General features: G+C 64.1%; 13 protein-coding genes. 8 read left to right on the plus strand and 5 right to left on the minus strand.

Features of this window, described 5'->3' with window-relative positions:
• Nucleotides 1-69: 69 nt before the first annotated feature.
• The 7 genes from FDN03_RS14345 (at nucleotide 70) to FDN03_RS14375 (ending at nucleotide 8,250) form a co-directional block, all read left to right on the plus strand.
• Nucleotides 70-1,677, plus strand: a complete 1,608-nt coding sequence (locus FDN03_RS14345; protein WP_138178241.1) for a hypothetical protein — start codon at nucleotides 70-72, stop codon at nucleotides 1,675-1,677.
• On the plus strand, nucleotides 1,664-3,196 hold the full coding sequence (locus tag FDN03_RS14350; protein ID WP_171021270.1) for an oligosaccharide flippase family protein: 1,533 nt from the start codon (nucleotides 1,664-1,666) through the stop codon (nucleotides 3,194-3,196). Before FDN03_RS14345 ends, FDN03_RS14350 begins: the two co-directional genes overlap by 14 nt.
• 221 nt (nucleotides 3,197-3,417) lie before the next feature.
• Entirely contained in the window at nucleotides 3,418-4,989 is a 1,572-nt protein-coding gene (locus FDN03_RS14355) for a DNRLRE domain-containing protein (RefSeq protein ID WP_171021271.1), read from the plus strand.
• Between the two features lie 234 nt (nucleotides 4,990-5,223).
• Entirely contained in the window at nucleotides 5,224-5,874 is a 651-nt protein-coding gene (locus FDN03_RS14360) for a hypothetical protein (RefSeq protein ID WP_138178247.1), read from the plus strand.
• 109 nt (nucleotides 5,875-5,983) lie between these two features.
• Entirely contained in the window at nucleotides 5,984-6,433 is a 450-nt protein-coding gene (gene pssD / locus FDN03_RS14365) for a PssD/Cps14F family polysaccharide biosynthesis glycosyltransferase (protein ID WP_138178249.1), read from the plus strand.
• Nucleotides 6,430-7,005, plus strand: coding sequence for a glycosyltransferase (locus FDN03_RS14370; protein ID WP_138178251.1), 576 nt, complete (start codon nucleotides 6,430-6,432; stop codon nucleotides 7,003-7,005). Before pssD ends, FDN03_RS14370 begins: the two co-directional genes overlap by 4 nt.
• Nucleotides 7,006-7,206: 201 nt before the next feature.
• Nucleotides 7,207-8,250 (plus strand): acyltransferase, encoded by a 1,044-nt coding sequence (locus tag FDN03_RS14375; protein ID WP_171021272.1) that lies wholly within the window; start codon nucleotides 7,207-7,209, stop codon nucleotides 8,248-8,250.
• Between the two features lie 125 nt (nucleotides 8,251-8,375).
• Here FDN03_RS14375 and FDN03_RS14380 read toward each other — a convergent pair whose 3' ends face one another.
• The 5 genes from FDN03_RS14380 to FDN03_RS14400 are packed head-to-tail and all read right to left on the minus strand — an operon-like array spanning nucleotide 8,376 to nucleotide 13,653.
• Nucleotides 8,376-9,314 (minus strand): glycosyltransferase family A protein, encoded by a 939-nt coding sequence (locus FDN03_RS14380; protein WP_171021273.1) that lies wholly within the window; start codon nucleotides 9,312-9,314, stop codon nucleotides 8,376-8,378.
• Nucleotides 9,307-10,164: a hypothetical protein gene (locus tag FDN03_RS14385; RefSeq protein WP_138178257.1), complete on the minus strand. Its 858-nt coding sequence runs from the start codon at nucleotides 10,162-10,164 to the stop codon at nucleotides 9,307-9,309. Before FDN03_RS14385 ends, FDN03_RS14380 begins: the two co-directional genes overlap by 8 nt.
• Complete coding sequence (locus tag FDN03_RS14390; protein WP_138178259.1) at nucleotides 10,161-11,030, minus strand: sulfotransferase; 870 nt, start codon at nucleotides 11,028-11,030, stop codon at nucleotides 10,161-10,163. The genes FDN03_RS14385 and FDN03_RS14390 overlap by 4 nt, the downstream gene beginning before the upstream one ends.
• A gap of 3 nt (nucleotides 11,031-11,033) precedes the next feature.
• Nucleotides 11,034-12,254, minus strand: a complete 1,221-nt coding sequence (locus FDN03_RS14395) for a hypothetical protein (RefSeq protein ID WP_138178264.1) — start codon at nucleotides 12,252-12,254, stop codon at nucleotides 11,034-11,036.
• Entirely contained in the window at nucleotides 12,235-13,653 is a 1,419-nt protein-coding gene (locus FDN03_RS14400) for a hypothetical protein (protein WP_138178266.1), read from the minus strand. Before FDN03_RS14400 ends, FDN03_RS14395 begins: the two co-directional genes overlap by 20 nt.
• Before the next feature lie 330 nt (nucleotides 13,654-13,983).
• On the opposite strand from FDN03_RS14400, the gene FDN03_RS14405 reads away from it, so the two are divergent.
• Nucleotides 13,984-19,053, plus strand: a complete 5,070-nt coding sequence (locus FDN03_RS14405) for a PKD domain-containing protein (RefSeq protein WP_138178268.1) — start codon at nucleotides 13,984-13,986, stop codon at nucleotides 19,051-19,053.
• The last annotated feature ends 164 nt before the right edge of the window (nucleotides 19,054-19,217 follow it).

A 19,217-nucleotide genomic window follows, 5' to 3' on the forward strand; every position in this document is an offset into this window, starting at 1 on the left:
TGCGTCGAAGCGAGGAAATGTTGGCATGCCCCCTGCCCATGTTCGGTGTCTTATGCCACAATTACTCAAATGGGGAAGAATTATCTTGGGGACCCCAAGCTGGGGGAAATTATGTCTTTTGACAATTCACAGGGGAATGAGTTTTTTAAGCGTGCAGTCACCCGCCGTTGGCGGTGGATTGCCTGGTTCAGCATCGTGGGGGTGCTGCTGGCCGGAGTCACCTTCATGCTCTCGCCGCGGGAGTACACCTCGACCGCTAACGTGTTCTTGAATCCATTGGTCGGCAGTCCTTTCTCGCCGACCACGCCTACCTCGCGCACAGAGCAGCTGGCGGCCATGAATACCGAGGCCGGCGTGGTGCTCACCGACGAGGTGCTGGATCAGGCGCTGCAGAAGGCGGAGATTGCCGGGGCTTCGCGACAGTCCCTGCGTGAACAAACCGTGGCCTCGGTTCCATCGAACTCGCAGGTCATGAACATCAGGTTCACCAGTGCCGACCCGCAGGAGGCCCAACGCGGGGCCCAGGCCGTCACCGACGCGTTCATGAACTTCCGTTCGGAGCGGGCGCAGAGCGTCATCGATGCGCAGAGCAAACTGCTGCAAAGCCGTGAGGAGTCCCTCGCAGGGCTGCTGAAGAGCGCGAACCAGGCCTATGACGCGGCCAAGAAGGCCGGCAGCGACAGTGCCGGGGTCATCGAGCTCGAACAGCAGGTGCGGCTCTACGCCCAGGAACTGGCCAACGTGAAGGTGGACCGCACCACCACCGAAACCTCATCCATTGACCCGGGCACCGTGGTGGGCCCGGCGAACCTGCCGCAGGCGCCGGAGGGGATCAACCCGCTGCTGCTGGCAGCGGCGGTCCTGCTGGGGTTCGTGGCCCTGGGCTTCGTGGCCACGCTGATCGTGGAACACGGGGATAAGCGCGTGTGGGACGAGGGCGACTTGGAGCGCCGCCAGGCACCCTCGGTGCTGGCCGTGCTGGGAGATGCACGCGAGAAGAAGGACAATGCCGCTGAGGGTGTGATTGAAAAGTATCTGCGGGTCACCCAGGTGATCAGCGGGCACGTCAACACTCCTGGGACACTGGCGCTGATTGGCAACCAGTCCAGGGAGGAAGTGCACACCATCGCCGCGGGGCTGGCGGCCGCGTTCGCCATGACCGGACGTCGGGTGTGCGTGATTAGCACGACCCGGTTGCCGGGGGACTCCGAGACGCAGCTGGGCTTCAGCGACGTGTTGGAAGACGGGGTGGCGCTGCGTGAGGCAATCCATGTGAAGAAGTTCGGTGAGGGGCGTCTGGCGGTCATGTCCGCTGGCACCCAGTCGGAGAAGCTGCCCGGCCTGGTGCAGGCTGATTCGCTGAAGAATCTGATCAACCTGCTGGGAGCGGGCCATGACCTGCTGATCTTCGTGGTTCACCAGGGGGCGTCGGCCGTGGCCAGTGCCATTAGCGGGGTCTGTGACCACAGCGTGCTCACGGTCTCCGGGGGCAAGGACACGGTCACCTCCGTGTTCTCCACCGCCAACTACCTGCAAATGCGCGGTGCCACGATTTCCGGGACGCTGCTCTACTCCTCGGCCTGGGTGCAGGCCAGCGAGAAGGAGCTGGCCCAGGAGCTGCAGGGCGCGTTCGAACAGCTGCACCACGGCCTGGATCCGCGACGTGTCAGCTCATGATCCGAAGGCGTCGAAGCACACCGCGGTGGAGGGGGAGGACCGCGCCCTAAAGCGGATCGCCCGCAGTGGAGCGGCAAACGTGGGTGCGGCAGCGGTCGGCTCGGCATCGAATTTTCTGCTGATTGTGCTGATCACCCGCTTCTGGGCATCCGAGGATGCCGGCCTGCTCTTCGCGGCCACCTCTTTCTTCATCATTGCCGTGGCCCTGGCCCACCTCGGGGCGGACCAGGGCCTGGTGCGCTTCATTGCCTGGAACGTGGGACGCGGCGCCGGGCACAGCAACCGGGCCACCGTGCTGGCCGGCGTGCTGCCATCGTTGACCATGACCCTGGTGGTGGCCGTCCTCGGCTACGCGGCTGCGCCCTGGCTGGCCGGGCTGCTCGGCGCGCAGTCCGGTGCCGAAGGCGCCCTGATCATCCGGGTGCTGGTGGTGACCCTGCCGTTCGCTGTGCTCTATGAGCAGCTCCTGGCGGTCTGCCGCGGGTATGCGGTCATGAAACCGACCATCGTGTTGGAGCGGGCCCTGCGCCCAACCTTGCAGATGCTCCTGATTCTCGCGGCCGGTCTGGCCCAGAGCGGGGTGGTCGTCCTGACCCTGGCTTGGACACTGCCCTACGCGCTGTGCTTCCTGCTGGCTGGCGTGGCCGCCGTGCGCACGCTGCGCCGGCATCGGGATGACTGGCACGGTGCCGGGCCGATCGGGGAGGACCTGCGCTCGGAGTTCTGGCGCTTCACCGCGCCGCGCGGCCTGGCCCGGATGGCGCAGGTGATGATCCAGCGGGCGGATATCGTGATTGTCACGGTGATGCTCGGACCGGCTCCGGCTGCCATTTATACCGCCGCCACACGTTTCCTGGTGCTGGGCCAGGTAGCCACCAGTGCCCTGCAGCAGGTGAGCGAACCGCAACTGGCGCGATTGCTGGCCCGCAAACGCAAGGACACGGTATCCCTGGTAATCAGGCAAATGACCCTGTGGTCAGTGGCGCTGGTGTGGCCGGTCTACCTGGTCTTCGCGGTGCATGCCTCCGCCCTGATGGCCCTGGTGTTTGGACCCGGCTATGAGGCCGGTGGGATTGTGCTGCAGCTGTTGGCCACCGCCATGCTGGTGGCTACCGCGGTCGGTCCGCTGGATGTGCTGCTGCTGATGGCAGGCAGGAGCTCGCTGTCGCTGCTGAACATTTCGGTGGCCCTGGTCGTGGATCTGGCCTTGTGCGTGCTGCTGATCCCGCAGCTGGGGATCCTTGGGGCGGGAATCGCCTGGGCAGCGGCGATCATCGCCAAGAACCTGCTGTGCCTGTGGCAGGTGCGAAAGCACCTGGGGATCAGCGTTTTCAGCCGGGAACTGGTAATGTGGCTAATCTCACTATTGGGTCTCTTTGGACTACTGGGACTCCTTGGTAGCCTCCCGCCCGCGCAACCCTGGGTGGGGTTGGGCATTTCAGCTTTGACTGGCATTTTCTACCTCGGGTATCTGTGGTCCAAGCGAACCCTCTTGATGCCTAAAAAGGTGGGGGCGTAGGGGGCGAAATCAGCGGGAATCCGGGCTTTTAGCGGCATTTGGACTTTTTATTCAAGAACCTTCAGATTACAGTTTGGTAACGATCAAGCGGATCCCCGCTGTTGAATCTGCAGGCTGGGTGCAGAGTCACATCCCAACTCTTGGAGACTGAACATATGGCTGACGCCAAACTATTTTCATTCCCCCGCCGCAAGGGGGCTAACGTGGCAGCCTGCGCCGTAATGACCGGTGCACTGCTGGCCACGAGCCTTGCTGGCGCCGGTTCGCTAGCTGCACCCGCACAAGCCGCTCCGACCGACGGAGCGATTACCGCCGACACCTACAGCGTTTCCACCCGCGCTAATCACAGCAACGGCGATAGCTCGAAGATCGCCGTGGGCGAGAACACCGGCGCCAACCGCGAAGCCTTCCTGCGCTTCCATACCGAAACCAAGGTAACCAAGGACTCGCAGGTCGAACTGAAGCTGCACATCAACGGCGGCACTCCTGGCCAGCTGCGGATTCTGCAGGGCCCTTCGGACTGGTCAGAAGACTCACTGACCGCCTCCAACGCACCGCAGGCCGGTGCTTTGCTCAAGACCGTTTCGGTCAGCGGCACGGACCAGACCCTGAGCATTGCGCTGACCGGTTTGGTCTCGGCCGACAACGGCCTGAACATCGTCCTGCAGCGCACCGATGGCGGCATCACCCGCATCGATTCGCGTGAGAAGAGTGACGGGCAGGCCCCGGCGGTTGCCATCAGCGGGGAAAACACCCCGGGCACCGGAGGCCCGGAGGAAGTCGAAAAGCCGGGGGACAACCAGGGCAATGGCCACGACTCGGTGGAGAACTGCACCGTCTCCGAGATCCTGGTGCCCAGCTGCGGCATCTGGTTCGGGGCAGCGGCCAACCCGCTGAAGGGTGAATCGTGGGATCAGGCGCTGCTGAACTTTGAGAAGACCTCCGAGCGCAAGATGGACATCGCCCACTACTACAAGCGTGGCCAGTCCGCGATGTTCCCCAACACGGCCGAACTGAAGCGTCAGGACGAGTCCGGAGCGAACCGGATCCTGTTCTACAACTGGAAGCCCACCGGCATGACCTGGAAGCAGGTTGCCGAGGGCAAGGCCGACAGCTACCTGAAGTCGCTGGCCCAGCACATGAAGAAGAACGCATCGAAGAAGTTCTTCCTCTCGCTGAACGCGGAAATGGAAGACGAGGTCAACGAGAACGCTGGCTCGGGGCAGACCGCCAAGGACTACGCGAACTTCTACCGCCATGTGGTGCAGGTGCTGCGCGCGAACGGGGCCGACAACATGGTCACCGTCATGAACTACACCGGCATCCAGAAGTGGGGCGAGAAGTCCTGGTTCGATCAGCTCTACCCGGGCAACGACGTGGTGGACTGGATTGCCCAGGACCCCTACGCCTTCGGCAAGCCGCCGGTGTGGCTGACCGACATGGAGGGCATGGTCAACCGCACCACCAACTCCAAGACCTGGCCCGGCTTCTACAACTGGGCAGCCTCCAAGTACCCGAGCAAGCCGCAGATGCTGGCCGAGTGGGGCGTGGACGAAGATGGTTCCTACCCGAAGTACAAGAGCGACTTCTGGAAGACCGCCAACGAGCAGCTCCAGGACCTGCCCAAGCTCAAGGCCCTGGTCTACTGGGACAGCATGGGGTATACCCCCAGTGGTTCCAAGCTCAGCGTGGGCATCACCCGCGTTGACTCCAAGCAGGACTCGTTGACCGCCTACCGCAACTTCCTGGACGAGGAGTTCATGAACGCGGCGCGCGAGTCCTACCTGGACTAAATTGCCACACCGCCATCAGGCTGCGGCCGCAAGGACCGCACGGTGGCGGACATTGAAGGAGTGCCTGGCATGGGGATGAACCTGTGCCGGGCACTCCTTTTTCTTTGCGCCTGCCTTCCTGCGCAACCTCACCGGTTTTCTGTCCGTAACACTGTTCAGTAGCCAGCACACGGGCTAAGCTCGAGGCACCGAGTATTTGGGGATCTCGGTTCATCAGTCTTTGGGGAGGCTCACTTGAAGAAGACCGTCTATGCGCTGGCGGCATTGGCCCTGGCAATCACGGCATCCGGTTGTACATTCGCCGCGGATGAGGAAGCTGCGCCATCTGCAGCTGAGGCCACGCAGAACGAGGGCACGTCAATAGACCCACTCGGTGGCACGCCTTCGGCGGCACCGACCGAAAAAGACGTGGACTTCCTTGAGGACCTCGGCGTGAACGACCGCGGCAATGTGACGGTGGAAGAGAACGAACAGGCGGTCTTCAAGGATCCCAAGGGGGATGCCGAGTTCGCCGAATTCACGGCCACTTACGTCACCACGAATTTCAAATGCACCGCCAAGGACGCCCAGCCGAGCATCAACGGCCAATACGTGGCGCTGGACTTTGACGTCAATGCCAACGAGGACCTGGCCGAGTCCGGGTTCCCGTACTTCTACCTGAGTGTGCACGAGTTCCGTGCCTGGGATGCCAAGGGTGAACCAATTCCGGATCCGGTGGGCAACGCCGAATCGTGCATCACCGACAAGGAGCGGGTGCCTTCACCCATTGACCCGGGCGACAGTGAGAAGGGCCTGGTCGTCCTGGACGTGCCCAAGGGGGCCGGCACCGCGAGCTTCACGCTCGGTGGGTTCCAAGGCTCATACGGCTGGGAATGGAGCTGGTGAGCGTCCGGGGCAGCACTTGAGGAGTAAAGCCACAGCAAGTTGAACGGGCAATGCCGGTGTGTCCGTGACTAAACACGTCAACCGGGATGACCTTTTGGGGGAGGACATCATGAAGGTACTTTTTGTTACATCGCCGGGGGGACACCTGGCCCAGCTGCTGCCGCTGCGGGAGTGGTGGGAACAGCACCAACGCAGCTGGGTGACGTTCCGGCGTCCGGAAGTGGAGCAGGCGCTGGAGGGGGAAAACGTGACGTGGTGCTATTGGCCCACCACCCGCAACATTCCCAACGCCATCCGCAACTTCTTCCTGGCCATTCGCACGCTGCGCCGGGAGCGGCCCGATGTGGTCATGTCGGTGGGGGCCGGGGCCAGCGTTCCCTTTTTCCTGATTGCCTACGTCATGGGCATCAAGACCGTGTACCTGGAATGCTTTGACCGCATCACCATGCCGACGCTGAGCGGACGCATCTGCTACCCGCTGACCGACCTGTTCTGCGTGCAGTGGGATGAACAGAAGAAATACTATCCGGAGGCCGTGAACATTGGGGCCGTGCTGTGAGCGGGGCAGAGCAGCATTACGATTTGGTGGTCTCCGTCGGCACCGACCACCACCTCTTTGATCGGCTGATTGACTGGGTGGATGACTGGATGGACCGGCAGGCAAAGGCACCAAGCCTGTTTGTGCAGCACGGTGCGAGCCGGCGACCGCGGCATGGAACGGGCGTGGAGCGCCTGCCCCGCGGGGAACTGTTGAAAATTTACGAACGCGCCCAGGTGGTGGTGGTGCAGGGCGGGCCCGGCTCGATCCTGGACGTGCGCGAAATCGGGGTGATTCCCCTGGCCGTGCCACGGGTTCCTGAACTGAAGGAAGTCGTGGACGGGCACCAGATCGAATTCACCCGGGTCATGGCCGAACACGGTGACGCCATTTACGTGGACCAGCGCCAGGAGCTGCACCGTCAACTGGACAAGGCGTTTGCCAACCCGCTGGCCTTGCGCACCGAGCCACGGCGGGCTGATCCGGGGGCTGCGGGGCAACGTCTTGCCGCGCAGCTGGGGCAGCCTTTGTTCGGTTCGCGGCGTTCGGTGGGAAGGATGCTGCGCCGTGTCGGTCAGCTGGTGCGGCGCTAAGACATCGGTGAACGCAATCCCACTCCGCGTTGGCGCCGGCCATCGGGTGGAGCGGTATAGACGGCTGGGAGCAGCATCGTTCTGAAAGGTGTGCGCGGATGCAGAAGAACATATACGAGTAACAAGCCGCCAAACGGACCGGCCGGCAGCCAGGCGGCCAACACAGCTTTCCGCGGCCGGTCCTTTGGCATGGGGGAGTACATGATCACCACGACGAACTCACGCGTCGGGCAACGCAAGAATCAGAACATCGAGACCCTGCGGGGCATCGCGATCATCGCCTTGGTCGCCTTCCACGTCATCGGGGTCAGCGGCTCCGCCGGATTAAATGTTCCGCCCGACAGCGTGTGGCGCTGGTTTGCCGATTCCCTGGGCTTCATCCGCATGCCGTTGTTTACTTTCCTTTCCGGGGTCGTCTACGCCGCCTACGCACCCATGCGCAGCGGGATGGGCAGGTTCGTGCGTTCCAAGGCCCGTCGCCTGTTGCTTCCCATGGTTTGCGTCGGGGCGATCTTCCTGACCGTGCAGTCATTGGCCCCGGGCACGAACCGCGACTTGCTCGGTGAAGAGCCCTGGTTCATGTGGCTGATCCTGCCCGTGGCGCACTTTTGGTTCCTGCCGGCCCTTTTCTGGATCTTTGTGCTGTTCGCGTTGCTCGATGTCCGCCACCTGATGGACTCGGCCCGTAACCTGTGGACCCTGCTGGGCCTCACGGTAGCGGCCTCGGTGCTGATCGGGCCGCTCTTTGACCGGAACTGGCTGGGATTTGAGGGCAGCCTCTACCTGCTGCCGTTCTTCACCTTTGGCGTCATCTGCGCCCGCCTGGGCTGGCAACGGCAGGCGCTGAAGTGGCGGTTGCTGTCCGTGGCCGCCCTGGCGGTGGCCTTCACCTGGATCCAACTGGGCCTGCTGGGCGTGGTTCCGGCCATCGCTGAACGTCACGAGTTGGGCGGGATTCTGGCCAGTTTCGCAGCCCTTCTGGCGGTCTTTGGCTTTCCCTTCCAGGTGCGGGCGCTGGCCTGGCTTGGCCAGTTCGCCTACCCGATCTTCCTCTTCCACGTCTTCGGTTCGGCCGGGGCCCGGATCGTGCTGCTGCGCCTGGGCGTTGAGGTAACCTGGATTCACTTCCTGACCGGCGTCCTGCTGGCCCTGGCCTTGGGAATCGTGGCGGACAAGATGTTCTGCCGGTTCAACGCCACCAACGTGGTGCTGTTGGGGAACAAGCTCCGTCCACGCCATCGGTAGCCCGCCTTCCGGCCAAGTAGCCGCCGGGGAGCGCCTACCGCCACGCCAGCAGTATTTTATGGCCGTAGACACTGTTGGCCCCCGGCAATAGCCGGGGGCCAAGGCGTTGGGAGGGCCGGGACTGGTCAGATGCCGCGGCCCTTCTCGTTCAGGCGGTCCACCACCCAGCCGGGGCTCAACGCCCCGCTGGCCACCGCCAGGGCCAGGTAGCCGCGCGGCTGGCGAGGGTTGAGCCGAATTGACTGCGCGGCAATCTGCACCCCCTCACGGCGGCGCTCCTTGAGCGAGGCTAGGGCGAAGGCCCGCTGCCCATGCAGCCAGGAGGCCGTGCGCTTCGAAGCGGTCAGTTCCGGGTGCTTGCCGATCAGGAAACTGATTCCGGCTTCCATGGCCTCCCACCGGCGGGAGAACTTCGAACCGCCCTTGTGCCACAGCACGTCAACGGCCGCCTGCGGCAGGACGCTGATTCTTCCCGCGGCCGCGGCCCGGATCAGCAGGTCGTAGTCTTCCCCATAGCCGTAGGGAATGGTTTCATCGACTAGCCCCACCTCCTCGATAAGGAACACCCGGTCAAAGAGGTAACTGGAGGGGTGGGCGCCGGTGAGCCGGTCCTGGGTGATGGCACTGGTGTCAACGGTGGCAAGCTGCGGAATCCTGACCATCCGCTTCTGGCCGTAACTGATCTCAATGCCGGAGACGCACCCCGAGGCGTTCTCCTGGCGCATCAGGGCGACCTGCCGGGTCAGCTTGCTGGGCTTCCAGGCATCATCATCATCACAGAACGCCACCAACTCTGTGTCGGCGTGCAGGATGCCCGAGTTGCGGGCTCCGGCCAACCCGGGTGTCCGGGTGTTGGTGATGACCTTCACCTGGCGGTTGCCCTCGCGGCGGGCAAGCTCTGGATGCGGTGCATGGTTGTCGTAGACGACCGTGATGGTGATGGACCCCTGGTAGTCCTGGTTCCAGGCGGCCTCGATGGCCTGCTGCAGCAGGTGCATGCGGTCCTGCGTGGCGATCACCACCGTTACCGATGGTGCCGGCGATGGACCGTGGATCTCAGACATTGATACCCCCAAGTAGCTGTGGTCGAGACTCTCTGGCGGCAAACCGGGCATCGGACAGGGCCGAACGACGGTTGGGCGCCACAATAAAGGACAGGACGATGGCCAGGGCCAGCGAAGAGGTGAAGTAGACGGTCACCGGTGGACGTGCGGCCGTATCCGGTACGGCGGCCTGCCGGGAAATAAAGCCCGGGTCCGGTGGGATGGTATCGATGGCCGAGAGCGCAAACTCCAGTTCACTGATTCGCTCCGAGGATTCGGCCAGCGCCTCACGGCGTTCGCTGATCGGGATGTCCTCGATCTGCTGCTCCTGGGCTTCGGTGCGCAGCACCTTGATGTGCGCCTGCAGTTCCTCGCGCCGGCTTTCCTCCAGGCTCTCCAAGCGGGTGAGGCGCTCCTGAAGGAAGTTGGCCGAAAGCAGCTTCACGGCCCGGTAGGCCAGCTGTGGATCCGTGTTGGACACGTAGAGGCGCAGGATGCGGGAGTTGATGATTGGTGAAATGGCCAGCTCCCGCAGCAGACCGGAGGAGCGCCCCGGATACTCCAGCTCGCGGGCGGTCTTTCCCACCACCGCGTCCGAATACAGGATCTGCACCGCGGAGTCGATGGACACGTCCCGGTCGGCGGCAACCTGCGACGAACTGGTCACCGCAACGACCACCACGTCTACCTGGGCCGAATACTTTGCCGGCTGCATCAGGTAGAACGCGCTGCCCAGGCAGAAGACGATGATGAAGCACAGCAGGGTGCGTCCCGGGTTACGCAACGGCATCGAGAAGACCTCGGCCAGCGTTTCCACGTCGCTGCGTCGCTCGGCGTGGCGGCTCTTGAGGCTGGCAACCTTGGCGATCATTGCAGCCAGCTTGGCGTGTAGCCCAGGAATCGGATGAGCTCATCGTTCTCGCCGGCGAACTCCCGGTCCAGCAGCTGGCGCAGCTGCGGGGCCATCTCGGCGCTGGGCCGGGAATTGGAATGGATGATCTCCTCCGGGCGCCAGGGGTCCAGCCCGATGCTGTTCAGCAGCTGATCCCAGCCCTCCAGGCCGGGTCGGAAGAACGCATCGGCGTCCAGGATCGTCAGCTTCCCCGGGGCCAGTGCGTTTTTGGCCCGGCGCAGCTGAGCCGTGTAGCGGCCCCGGGCCACATAGCCGTAATGCTGGTGGGCGAAGGACTGGTAGTTCGGGTCGGCGATGATCTTTTCTTCCTCTCCGGCCAGGCGCTCGGGTTCGCGATCCAGGGCCTCTTCAAAGGACAGGGTTTCAAATCCCCGCCCCTTCTCCTGCTTGTAGGCCGAAAAGGCGCGCTGGGCAGGGTCGCGCAGCAACGCGATGACCTGGGCCTGTGGTGCCACCTCGGCGATGCGCTGCATGGCCAGGGGATGGAAGAGGTAGTACGGGCTGGCCTCCCCGCTGATCCGGTCCGACCCCCAGGGGCGGCGCAACGGGAAATGACCGGCATAGAAGTTCGGGCCCCGGCTGAAGCGCTCGGCGGTGTCAAAGAAATGGATGCCCTTGTTCAGCATCGGCGGGCGCACCTGCGGATGGCGCGCGAGCATCCGGAAAAGACTGGTGGTGGCGCAGCGCTGCGCGCCGGCGATAATGAAGCCCGGCTGCATGCGCAGGCTCGCGGTCATTTGCCCGAAACCCACCAGCGTGGTCCGCGCGAACTGGCGTGCCGAATGCTGGATGGTGTCTTCCACGACGAATTCTTGTTTAGTCATCACTTACCCCCATTGAGTGTCTTTGATCAGTTCTTGCATCACGTCGGTGTACCAGCGCCCCAGCGCAAAGGTCGCCTCGACCTGGTGCCGGTGCCCGTCCCCAAGGAACCTGGCCGCCAGGGTGGCCAGGTAGAGCAGCCGGAGCATCGCCTGAATTGCGTGGCGCGGTGCCCGGGTCCCACATTGCACCTGCAGTCCCGCCACGTCCGCATTCAGTTCCGGATCGCGCAGCGCCCTAAGCGCCGCACCCATGTTCCCCATCTCGCGCAACCTCTCGTGGGCCGCGAAGTGGAATAGGTCATTGCCCACCGGCTGACCGGTGTCGTAGCGCTCCCAGTCCCAGACCATTGGCGCGGATTTGGTGCGCGCCATGTTCCACGGGCCAAAATCCCCGTGCCCCGCCCCGAACGCCAGGCTCTCTTCGGGCAGCAGGCGCGGCAGCTGGCGAACCATGTCGGACAGTCGTCCGGCTTCGGGAACCGCTGCCAGAGCCTCCAAGTCACGCAGCAGGACCCGGAACCAGGTGGAATCGGCCAGCAGGCGTTGCTCCACCGGCGCGCTGGACAACAGCCCGATGACCGCGCCGACCGGCAACGGCAGGGGACGCTGGAGCGCATTGGGGCGCAGTGCGCTCATCACCAGCACGGGTTTGCTGTCAAAGAAGTCATAGGAAATCACCTGCGGTACCTGCAGCGCCGAGGCTGAGCTTGACTGCAGGGCCAGCAGCGCCCGGTGTTCATTGGCCACCAACTCGTGGGCCAGCTCGGACAGCCCGATCTTCGCAAACCCCAGTTCACGCCCGCGCCGGTCAAAGATCCCCAGTACCGGTTTGCGGTTGGCGCGCGCCGATCCGGTCATCAGCCCGAAGCAGACCGGCTGGTTGAAAATGTTCTCCAGATGGGTGGTGATGGAGTCGGAGGCGTCACCGACGGTGATCCCGGCGGGCATCAACCGTGCGCCTGCCGGTGAACGCAGCGCCGCGGCCAGGGCGTAGCGGCGGGCCTTGTGCTTGAGACCGTCGCTAGCGCAGGGGCGGATCGCACTGCGCATCGCGGCGGCGGGAACGTTGGCCGGGACCGCCAGGCGCGGGTTGGTGCGCGAGGGCACCAGCCGCCAGCCATCCTGCCCGGGGGCAAGATCCTGCACTTCGACGGTTCCGTGCGGGAAGAGCTCACCGAGCGTTTCACACAGTGAGCCGAGTCGTTCACCGGTAGCGCTGTTCATCAATGACCAGTCCTTCCGCTAATGGGTCTAGTTCCTGTTTTTCCCTGAACCAGCGCCAGGAAAGACCGGTGGCGATCATCAGGATGAACAGGGAAGTGGTGATGGTGTCATAGGTCGGCAGCACGCAGGCGAAGAACAGCGCCGGGTAGACCATGACCCACTGGCGTGAGTCCCTGCTCTTGAGTATCGGGAAATAGCGGCGCACGAAGAACGCCAGGAACAGGAGCGTGCCGATGATGCCGGTGCAGAAGATCAGGTACCACAGCGTGCCCTGGGTCCCCAGCTGCGGGGGCGAGCACTGGTGGCAGTCCGCGGTGGCGCCGGCGGCAATGGAGAAGAAGTTCCCCTGCCGGGTGCGGGTGGAGCCGAAACCGATGAACGGGGAATGCTCCACCGTGGTCTTGAGCGTGTAGCTGGCCAGGTTGGTGCGGCCCGTGTTGCTGTGCGGGTTGTCCAGGCGTGCCTGGATGACCTCCCACAGTGGGGTGCTGATCAGCAGCACCGCCGCCACCAGGAACGCGGTGCAGAAGCCAGCCAATGCCATGAAGTGCCCGTTCAGCGTCAACCGGACCAGGAGCAGCAGCCCGAGCACCACCAGCCCAACCCACATGGCGCGATTCAGCGAGAGGATGGCCGGCGGGATCGCTGCCAGCAACCCGACCCATAGCAGCACCCGCACCCACTTGCGGGCAACATACTTGATGACCAGCAGGTAGAACGGCAGCAACAGGCCGTAGTTGGCGCCCCAGGAGTTGGCGTACTGGTAGGGCGCCTTGGGGCGCGCACTGGAATACCCCAGGATGTCCTGCACCTGGGTCAGCCCGGGATGGATCTGTGAATTCACAAATGTGTTGGAGGTGATGGCGTGCGGTAGCACGGCCTCCAACACCGACGGGAAGTCAAGGAAGCTCAGGTACACCCCGGCATAGCCGCCCAGTACCGTGACCCCGAAAAGCATGGCCAGCAGGGTGATAATGGTGCGGTCTGCAAGCGTCTTTTGCGAGCTGTTGCCGATAAAGAGCATCACCGCGGTGCTGGCCAATATCCACCCGAAGCGGTAGGCCCAGCTCAAAACGCGGGACGCACCGCTTTCGGGCATCAGGCCGGGCACCGGAACCCAGAGCACGAACACGCCCAGGGCCACGATGATCAAGAACAGTCCCCATAGCCAGAATCCCGGCGGCACCTGAATCCGCGGCTGCTTCAGCAGCTGGTAGCCCAGCAGGGCGCCGACAATCAGGAAGCCCAGATTGCCCAGTCCCAGTAGCCACCACAGCGGAAAGAATCCGAGAAAGGCGACCAGCGGCCACGCAGGATTGCGCTCGAACCAAGTGTTCGAGCGCAGGCGCCATTCATGGCGCGGTGCAGTATTAAATCCCCCAAGTACAGGTGGCTTCATCGGTTTACATCCCCAGTTAGAAACCGAACCCGGCCGCCACGTGGTGACGCCGAGTTTGAAACTGACGCCAGCCTACCGACAAAGCGTTGACGAAGGGAAGGGGATGACGCGCCAGGAGCGCCGTGCCGCGGCGGATTGCAGTAGCCCATCACGAATCGAGTATCAGGCGAGTAGTGAATCCAAGTAGTTCGGAGTAGTTAACGAGTATGGGGTCGCGGTTACCACTATTCCTGTGTCCCGGATTGCTACCCATAATTAGGTCAGTTGTCGTCCTTTCGGCGGCGCTATGTCACTGGCATTGCCAACTTGGGGTTGGTTTGGGGGAACATCATGAGAGTCAAGAGATTCTTTGCGGCCGTGGCTGGCCTGGCAATGATCTTGGGGTTAACAGGGATTAATGCGATACCGGCCTCCGCGTCGGATCAGGAATACAACTCCGTGGTTTCTGCCACGCCACGGAACAACACACCCCACGTACTGGATGGAATTGTCTTTTCCATCGCCGAAGTGGGGAACATGATCGTGCTGGGCGGATCCTTCACCCAGGTCCAAGCCGCCAATGGCGGCCCGGTCCTGACAAGGAACCGCCTGGTTGCGTTTAACAAGGACACCGGGGCGATCAGCACCAGCTTCGCCCCGAGCCTGAACAGCACCGTGCGTTCGGTCATCGCCGCACCGGATGGCAATTCGGTGTACGTCGGTGGACAGTTCGGTACGCTCAACGGCCAGTCGGCTCCCAAGGTGCTGCGGCTGAATGTGGGCAACGGGCAACGGATCACCCAATTCAACCCGGGCCAGATCAACGCCGTGGTGCATGACATGAACCTGGTGGGGGACCGGCTCTTCTTCGGCGGCGAATTCACCGCCGTGCGCGGGCAGGAACGCCTGGGCCTGGCCGAGGTGAACGCCACCAGCGGGGCGCTGTCCGAGCGCACCAAGGTCGCCTTCACCGATACCCACCGTGGAGGGATCACCTTCGTGCACAAGTTCGATGTGGATGCCGCCGGCAAGAAGATGGTGGCTACCGGCAACTTCCGCTACATCGATGGGCAGGACCGAGTACAGGTGGGCGTGCTGGATATTTCCGGTGCCCAGACCAACGTGGCCGACTGGCAGACCGAGCGCTGGAAGCCGAACTGCTACCCGTCCTTCGCCTACTACCTCAACGATTTGGACTTCGCCCCCGACGGCAGCTACTTCGTGCTCTCATCCATGGGCGGCTACGGCAGTGGTCCGCCCACCCTGTGTGACACCATCTCCCGCTGGCAGAGTGATGACAGCGGTGCCGGCATCAACCCGGTGTGGGTGGACTACACAGGTGGTGACAGTGTCTACGCGCTGGAAGCCACACAGAACACCATTTACTTCGGTGGGCACATGCGTTGGGTCAACAACCCGTTCCGCGCCGACGCCGCCGGGCAGGGCGCCGTGGGACGCGAAGGCATTGGTGCGCTGAACGCCTCCAACGGCATGCCCATCGAATGGAACCCGGGACGCGACCGGGGCCGCGGCGTCTTTGACCTGTTGGCGACCAAGGACGGGCTCTGGGTGGGTTCGGATACAGACCGTATCGCCCGCTACGTGTACAAGGGGCGTATCGCACTGTTCCCGCTGGCCGGAGGCACTAAAATCCCGTCAGCCGAACCACCTGCACTGCCGGTGGACGTCGTGCAGGCCGGGGCGCTGTCCTCCAACCAGGATCCGCGCTACCTTTACCGCATCAACTCCGGGGGCGACACCATCCCGGCAGTGGATGGCGGGATGGACTGGCTGGGCGATAACAACGCCCCGGGCAGCAACTACCGCAGCAGCGGGAACAACAGCGCCGGCTATGACGCCGTCGGTTCGCTGAGCGACAAGGTGCCCGAATCAACGCCGCGCGGGATCTACTCCAGCGAGCGCTGGGACCCAGCCGGCGGGGAGAAGCTGCAGTACAACTTCCCGGTGGACTCCGGGAAGAACGTTGAGGTGCGGGTGTACCTGGCCGACCGGTGCAACTGCACCACCGCCCCGGGCTCGCGTGTCTACAACCTGGATGTCGAGGGCAGCCGCGCCTACAGCAACATCGACCTGAACGCTGACCCGGGCCACAATATCGGCACCATGCTCAGCAAGCGGGTGGTCAGCGATGGCAGCATCAACATCACCTTCGACCATGTCACTGAGAACCCGGCCGTAAACGGCGTGGAGATCGTGGACCTGGATGCCCAGGCCCCGGACCCAGGGGCCAGCGCACAAGTAAACGAAACCTACTTTGACGGCACCAGCGCCGCGTCCAAGGGCGCCACCAAGCTCACCGGGAACGTGAACTGGGATGCGGTGCGTGGCGGTTTTGTGGCCGATGGCCGGATGTACTTCGCGATGGCCGACGGCACTTTCGTCAGTCGAACGCTGAACGGCAATACGCTGGGCAACGCGGCCACCCATGATCTGTATGGGCTGACCAACTTCTCCAGCGAGGCGCAGCAGATGACGGGGCTGTTCTTCAAGAACGACCGGATCTACTTCACCCTGAGCGGGCAGAACGCCCTGTTCATGCGCTACCTGGATTTGGACAGCGGGATTATCGGGGCCGAACGCTTCACGGTGGCCACCGCGTCTGCGCAGGTGCCCTGGAGTGCGGTGCGCGGTATGTTCCAGGCCGGTGACAAACTCTACCTGGCCACCCCAGATGGCGACCTGATGGCCGCCAACTGGCGGCAGGGTGTCACCGACGGCACGGCCGAGGGACCCACCCAGGTGGTTTCCGGGCCGGACAAGGACGGGGCGAACTGGGCCAGTCGGGCGCTGATCTCGATGACCAGCGATGGGGCGCCGCCGCTGCCGAACAAACCGCCGACCGCGGACTTCGGCTCGGAATGCACCGATTTGGGATGTGCCTTTGACGCCTCGGGATCCACGGATTCCGATGGGGAGATCAAGGACTACGCCTGGAACTTCGGGGACGGCAAAACCGGTACCGGCAAACAGGTCGAGCACCAGTACGCCGAGGCCGGGGACTATGAGGTCACCCTCACGGTCACCGACGATGACGGGGCGACGGCGACCAAGACCGTCACGGTCACGGTCACCGCGCCTGAGAACCAGGCACCGACCGCCCAGATCACCCAAACCTGTGATCAGCTGGCGTGCGAGTTCTCCGGTGCGGACTCCAGCGACCCGGACGGTGAAATCGCCTCCTACGCCTGGAGCACCTCCGATGGCGGCAGCGGTGAAGGAGCCACCTTCAGCCACGAATTCGCCGAAGCCGGAACGTACACGGTCAGCCTGACCGTCACCGACGACCGGGGCAAGAGCGATACGAAGCAGGTCGAGCTCGAGGTGAGCACCACCCCGAACTCGGCGCCGGAAGCCAAGATCCTGACCACCTGCAACCAGCTGGAGTGCACCTTCAACGGCGGCGGGTCCACGGATCAGGAGGGCGAGATTGCCTCGTACAAGTGGAGCACGTCCGATGGCGGCAGCGGGGATGCGGTGGAGTTCGTGCACAAATTCCCTGCCGGCGGCAAGTACACGGTGAGCCTGACGGTAACTGATGATGCCGGAGCCACCAACACCGTGCAGGAGGAGGTGCAGGTCAGCGCGGCAGCCAACCAGGTGCCGAAGGCTTCCTTCACCCAGGACTGCGTGTTCCTTTCCTGCACGTTTGACGGCACCCTCTCCGCCGACCCGGACGGGGAGATCACCGGCTACGTGTGGAGCGTGAACGGCACCGAGGTCGCCGAGGGCATGGTCGCAACCCACGCCTTCGAACAGCCTGGCACCTACCAGGTCACCTTGACGGTTACCGACGACGCCAACGAGACCGGCTCGGTGACCCAGCCGGTGAGCGTGGTGCAGGACCCGGGCCCACAGCCCGGAAACAACGTCTCGTTCGTCGCCTCGGCGGCCAACGACGGCGCCACCACCAGCACCAGCCATACGGTGAGCGTGCCCTCGGCGGTGAAGGAAGGCGACCTGATGGTGGCGGTCCTGTCCACCAACTCGGGCAGCACCACGCTCAGCGCACCGGCCGGCTGGGAAACGCGGGCCGATGCCTCCACCACCAGCATGAGCGGGGCGATCTACTCCAAGATCGCTTCGGCCTCGGATGCCGGCAGCAGGGTGAGCGTGGGCAGCAGCGGGTATGTCAGGGGATCACTGGTGCTCTCGGCCTACCGGGACGCCACAGTTGACGGGGCCTCGTTCGCGATGCGTCCGGAGACCACCTCCGGCGCGGTGCACACCACCCCGGTGCTCAACGCCCAATCGAACAGCTGGCTGCTGTCCTACTGGGCTGACAAGACCGCATCGACCACCACCTGGCAGCTGCCCGGCGGCACCGTGGCCCGGGAAACCGGATCCGGCAGCGGGGCGGGACACCTGTCCTGGATGCTGGCCGACTCCAACGGGGCAGTCTCCGCCGGGGACGCCGGGGGGCTGAAGGCCACCGCCAACTCCACGACCGCCAACGCGGTCATGGCCTCGGTGGTCCTGGCCGGGGCACCGGGGCAGGGCGGCAACGCCAAGCCGGTGGCCGACTTCGAGTGGGACTGTGACTTCCTGGCATGCATCTTCGACGGCACCGGGTCCTCGGACCCCGAAGGTGCGCTGCTGGACTACACTTGGTCCGTCAACGGCGAAGAAAAGGCCAATGGGGAAAGCTTCAGTCACGCCTTTAGCGAAGCCGGCACCTATCAGGTCAGCCTGAAGGTCACCGATCCGCAGGGAGCCAGCGGCACCAAGACGGCCTCGGTGAGTGTTGAAGCGGACACCGCGCCGGAGCCTGAATCCGAGGTGGAGTTCGTGGCCTCGGCCGCCAACTCCGGGACCGCAAATGCCACGACTCACTCGGTGAAGCTGCCCTCGGGCATCCAGGCCGGAGACGTGCTGGTCGGCGTGTTTGTCACCAACCAGTACACCTCGGCCCCCAGCATCCCGGCCTCCTGGGAGCAACGGGCCCAGGTCGCCACCGCCTCGATGCAGGGAGCGATGTTTTCCAAGGTGGCCACGGCCTCCGATGCCGGGGCCACGGTGAGTGTCTCGGTCGGCGGATATGCGCGCGGCTCACTGTCGGTGGCGGTCTACCGCAACGCCACGGTGAACTCGGCCTCCTTCGTGATGGAACCCGAGGTGGGTGCGAAGGCCGAACACCAGACACCGCAGGCCACCGCGGCCAACGGGGACTGGGTGTTGTCCTACTGGGCGGACAAGACCGCCTCCACCACCAAGTGGTCCATCCCCTCGGCGCTGTCGACCCGACAGACCGGGGCGGGCACCGGGGCCGGGCACCTGTCCTGGATGCTGGCTGACTCCGGCGGACCGGTCAGCGCCGGCGCCGTGGGCGGGCTGACCGGCACCGCGGACAGCAGCACCTCCAACGCCGTCATGGGAACGGTGGTGCTCGGCGCCGAGGACTAGCCGCCCGGTGCGCCACAACGACGGTGGCCTGCGATCCAGTATTGCTTGCAGGCCACCGTCGTATTGTGCTCGGATCCACACGGCAGGCCGCGGCAAGAATTGTTGCCCGGCCGGTTGCGCCGCAACGTGCATCATGCCGGGATCGGTGCGGTGGCGGCATGGAC

The organism is Glutamicibacter sp. V16R2B1 (assembly GCF_005774635.1).
In the GTDB taxonomy this organism is placed as follows: Bacteria; Actinomycetota; Actinomycetes; order Actinomycetales; family Micrococcaceae; genus Glutamicibacter; species Glutamicibacter creatinolyticus.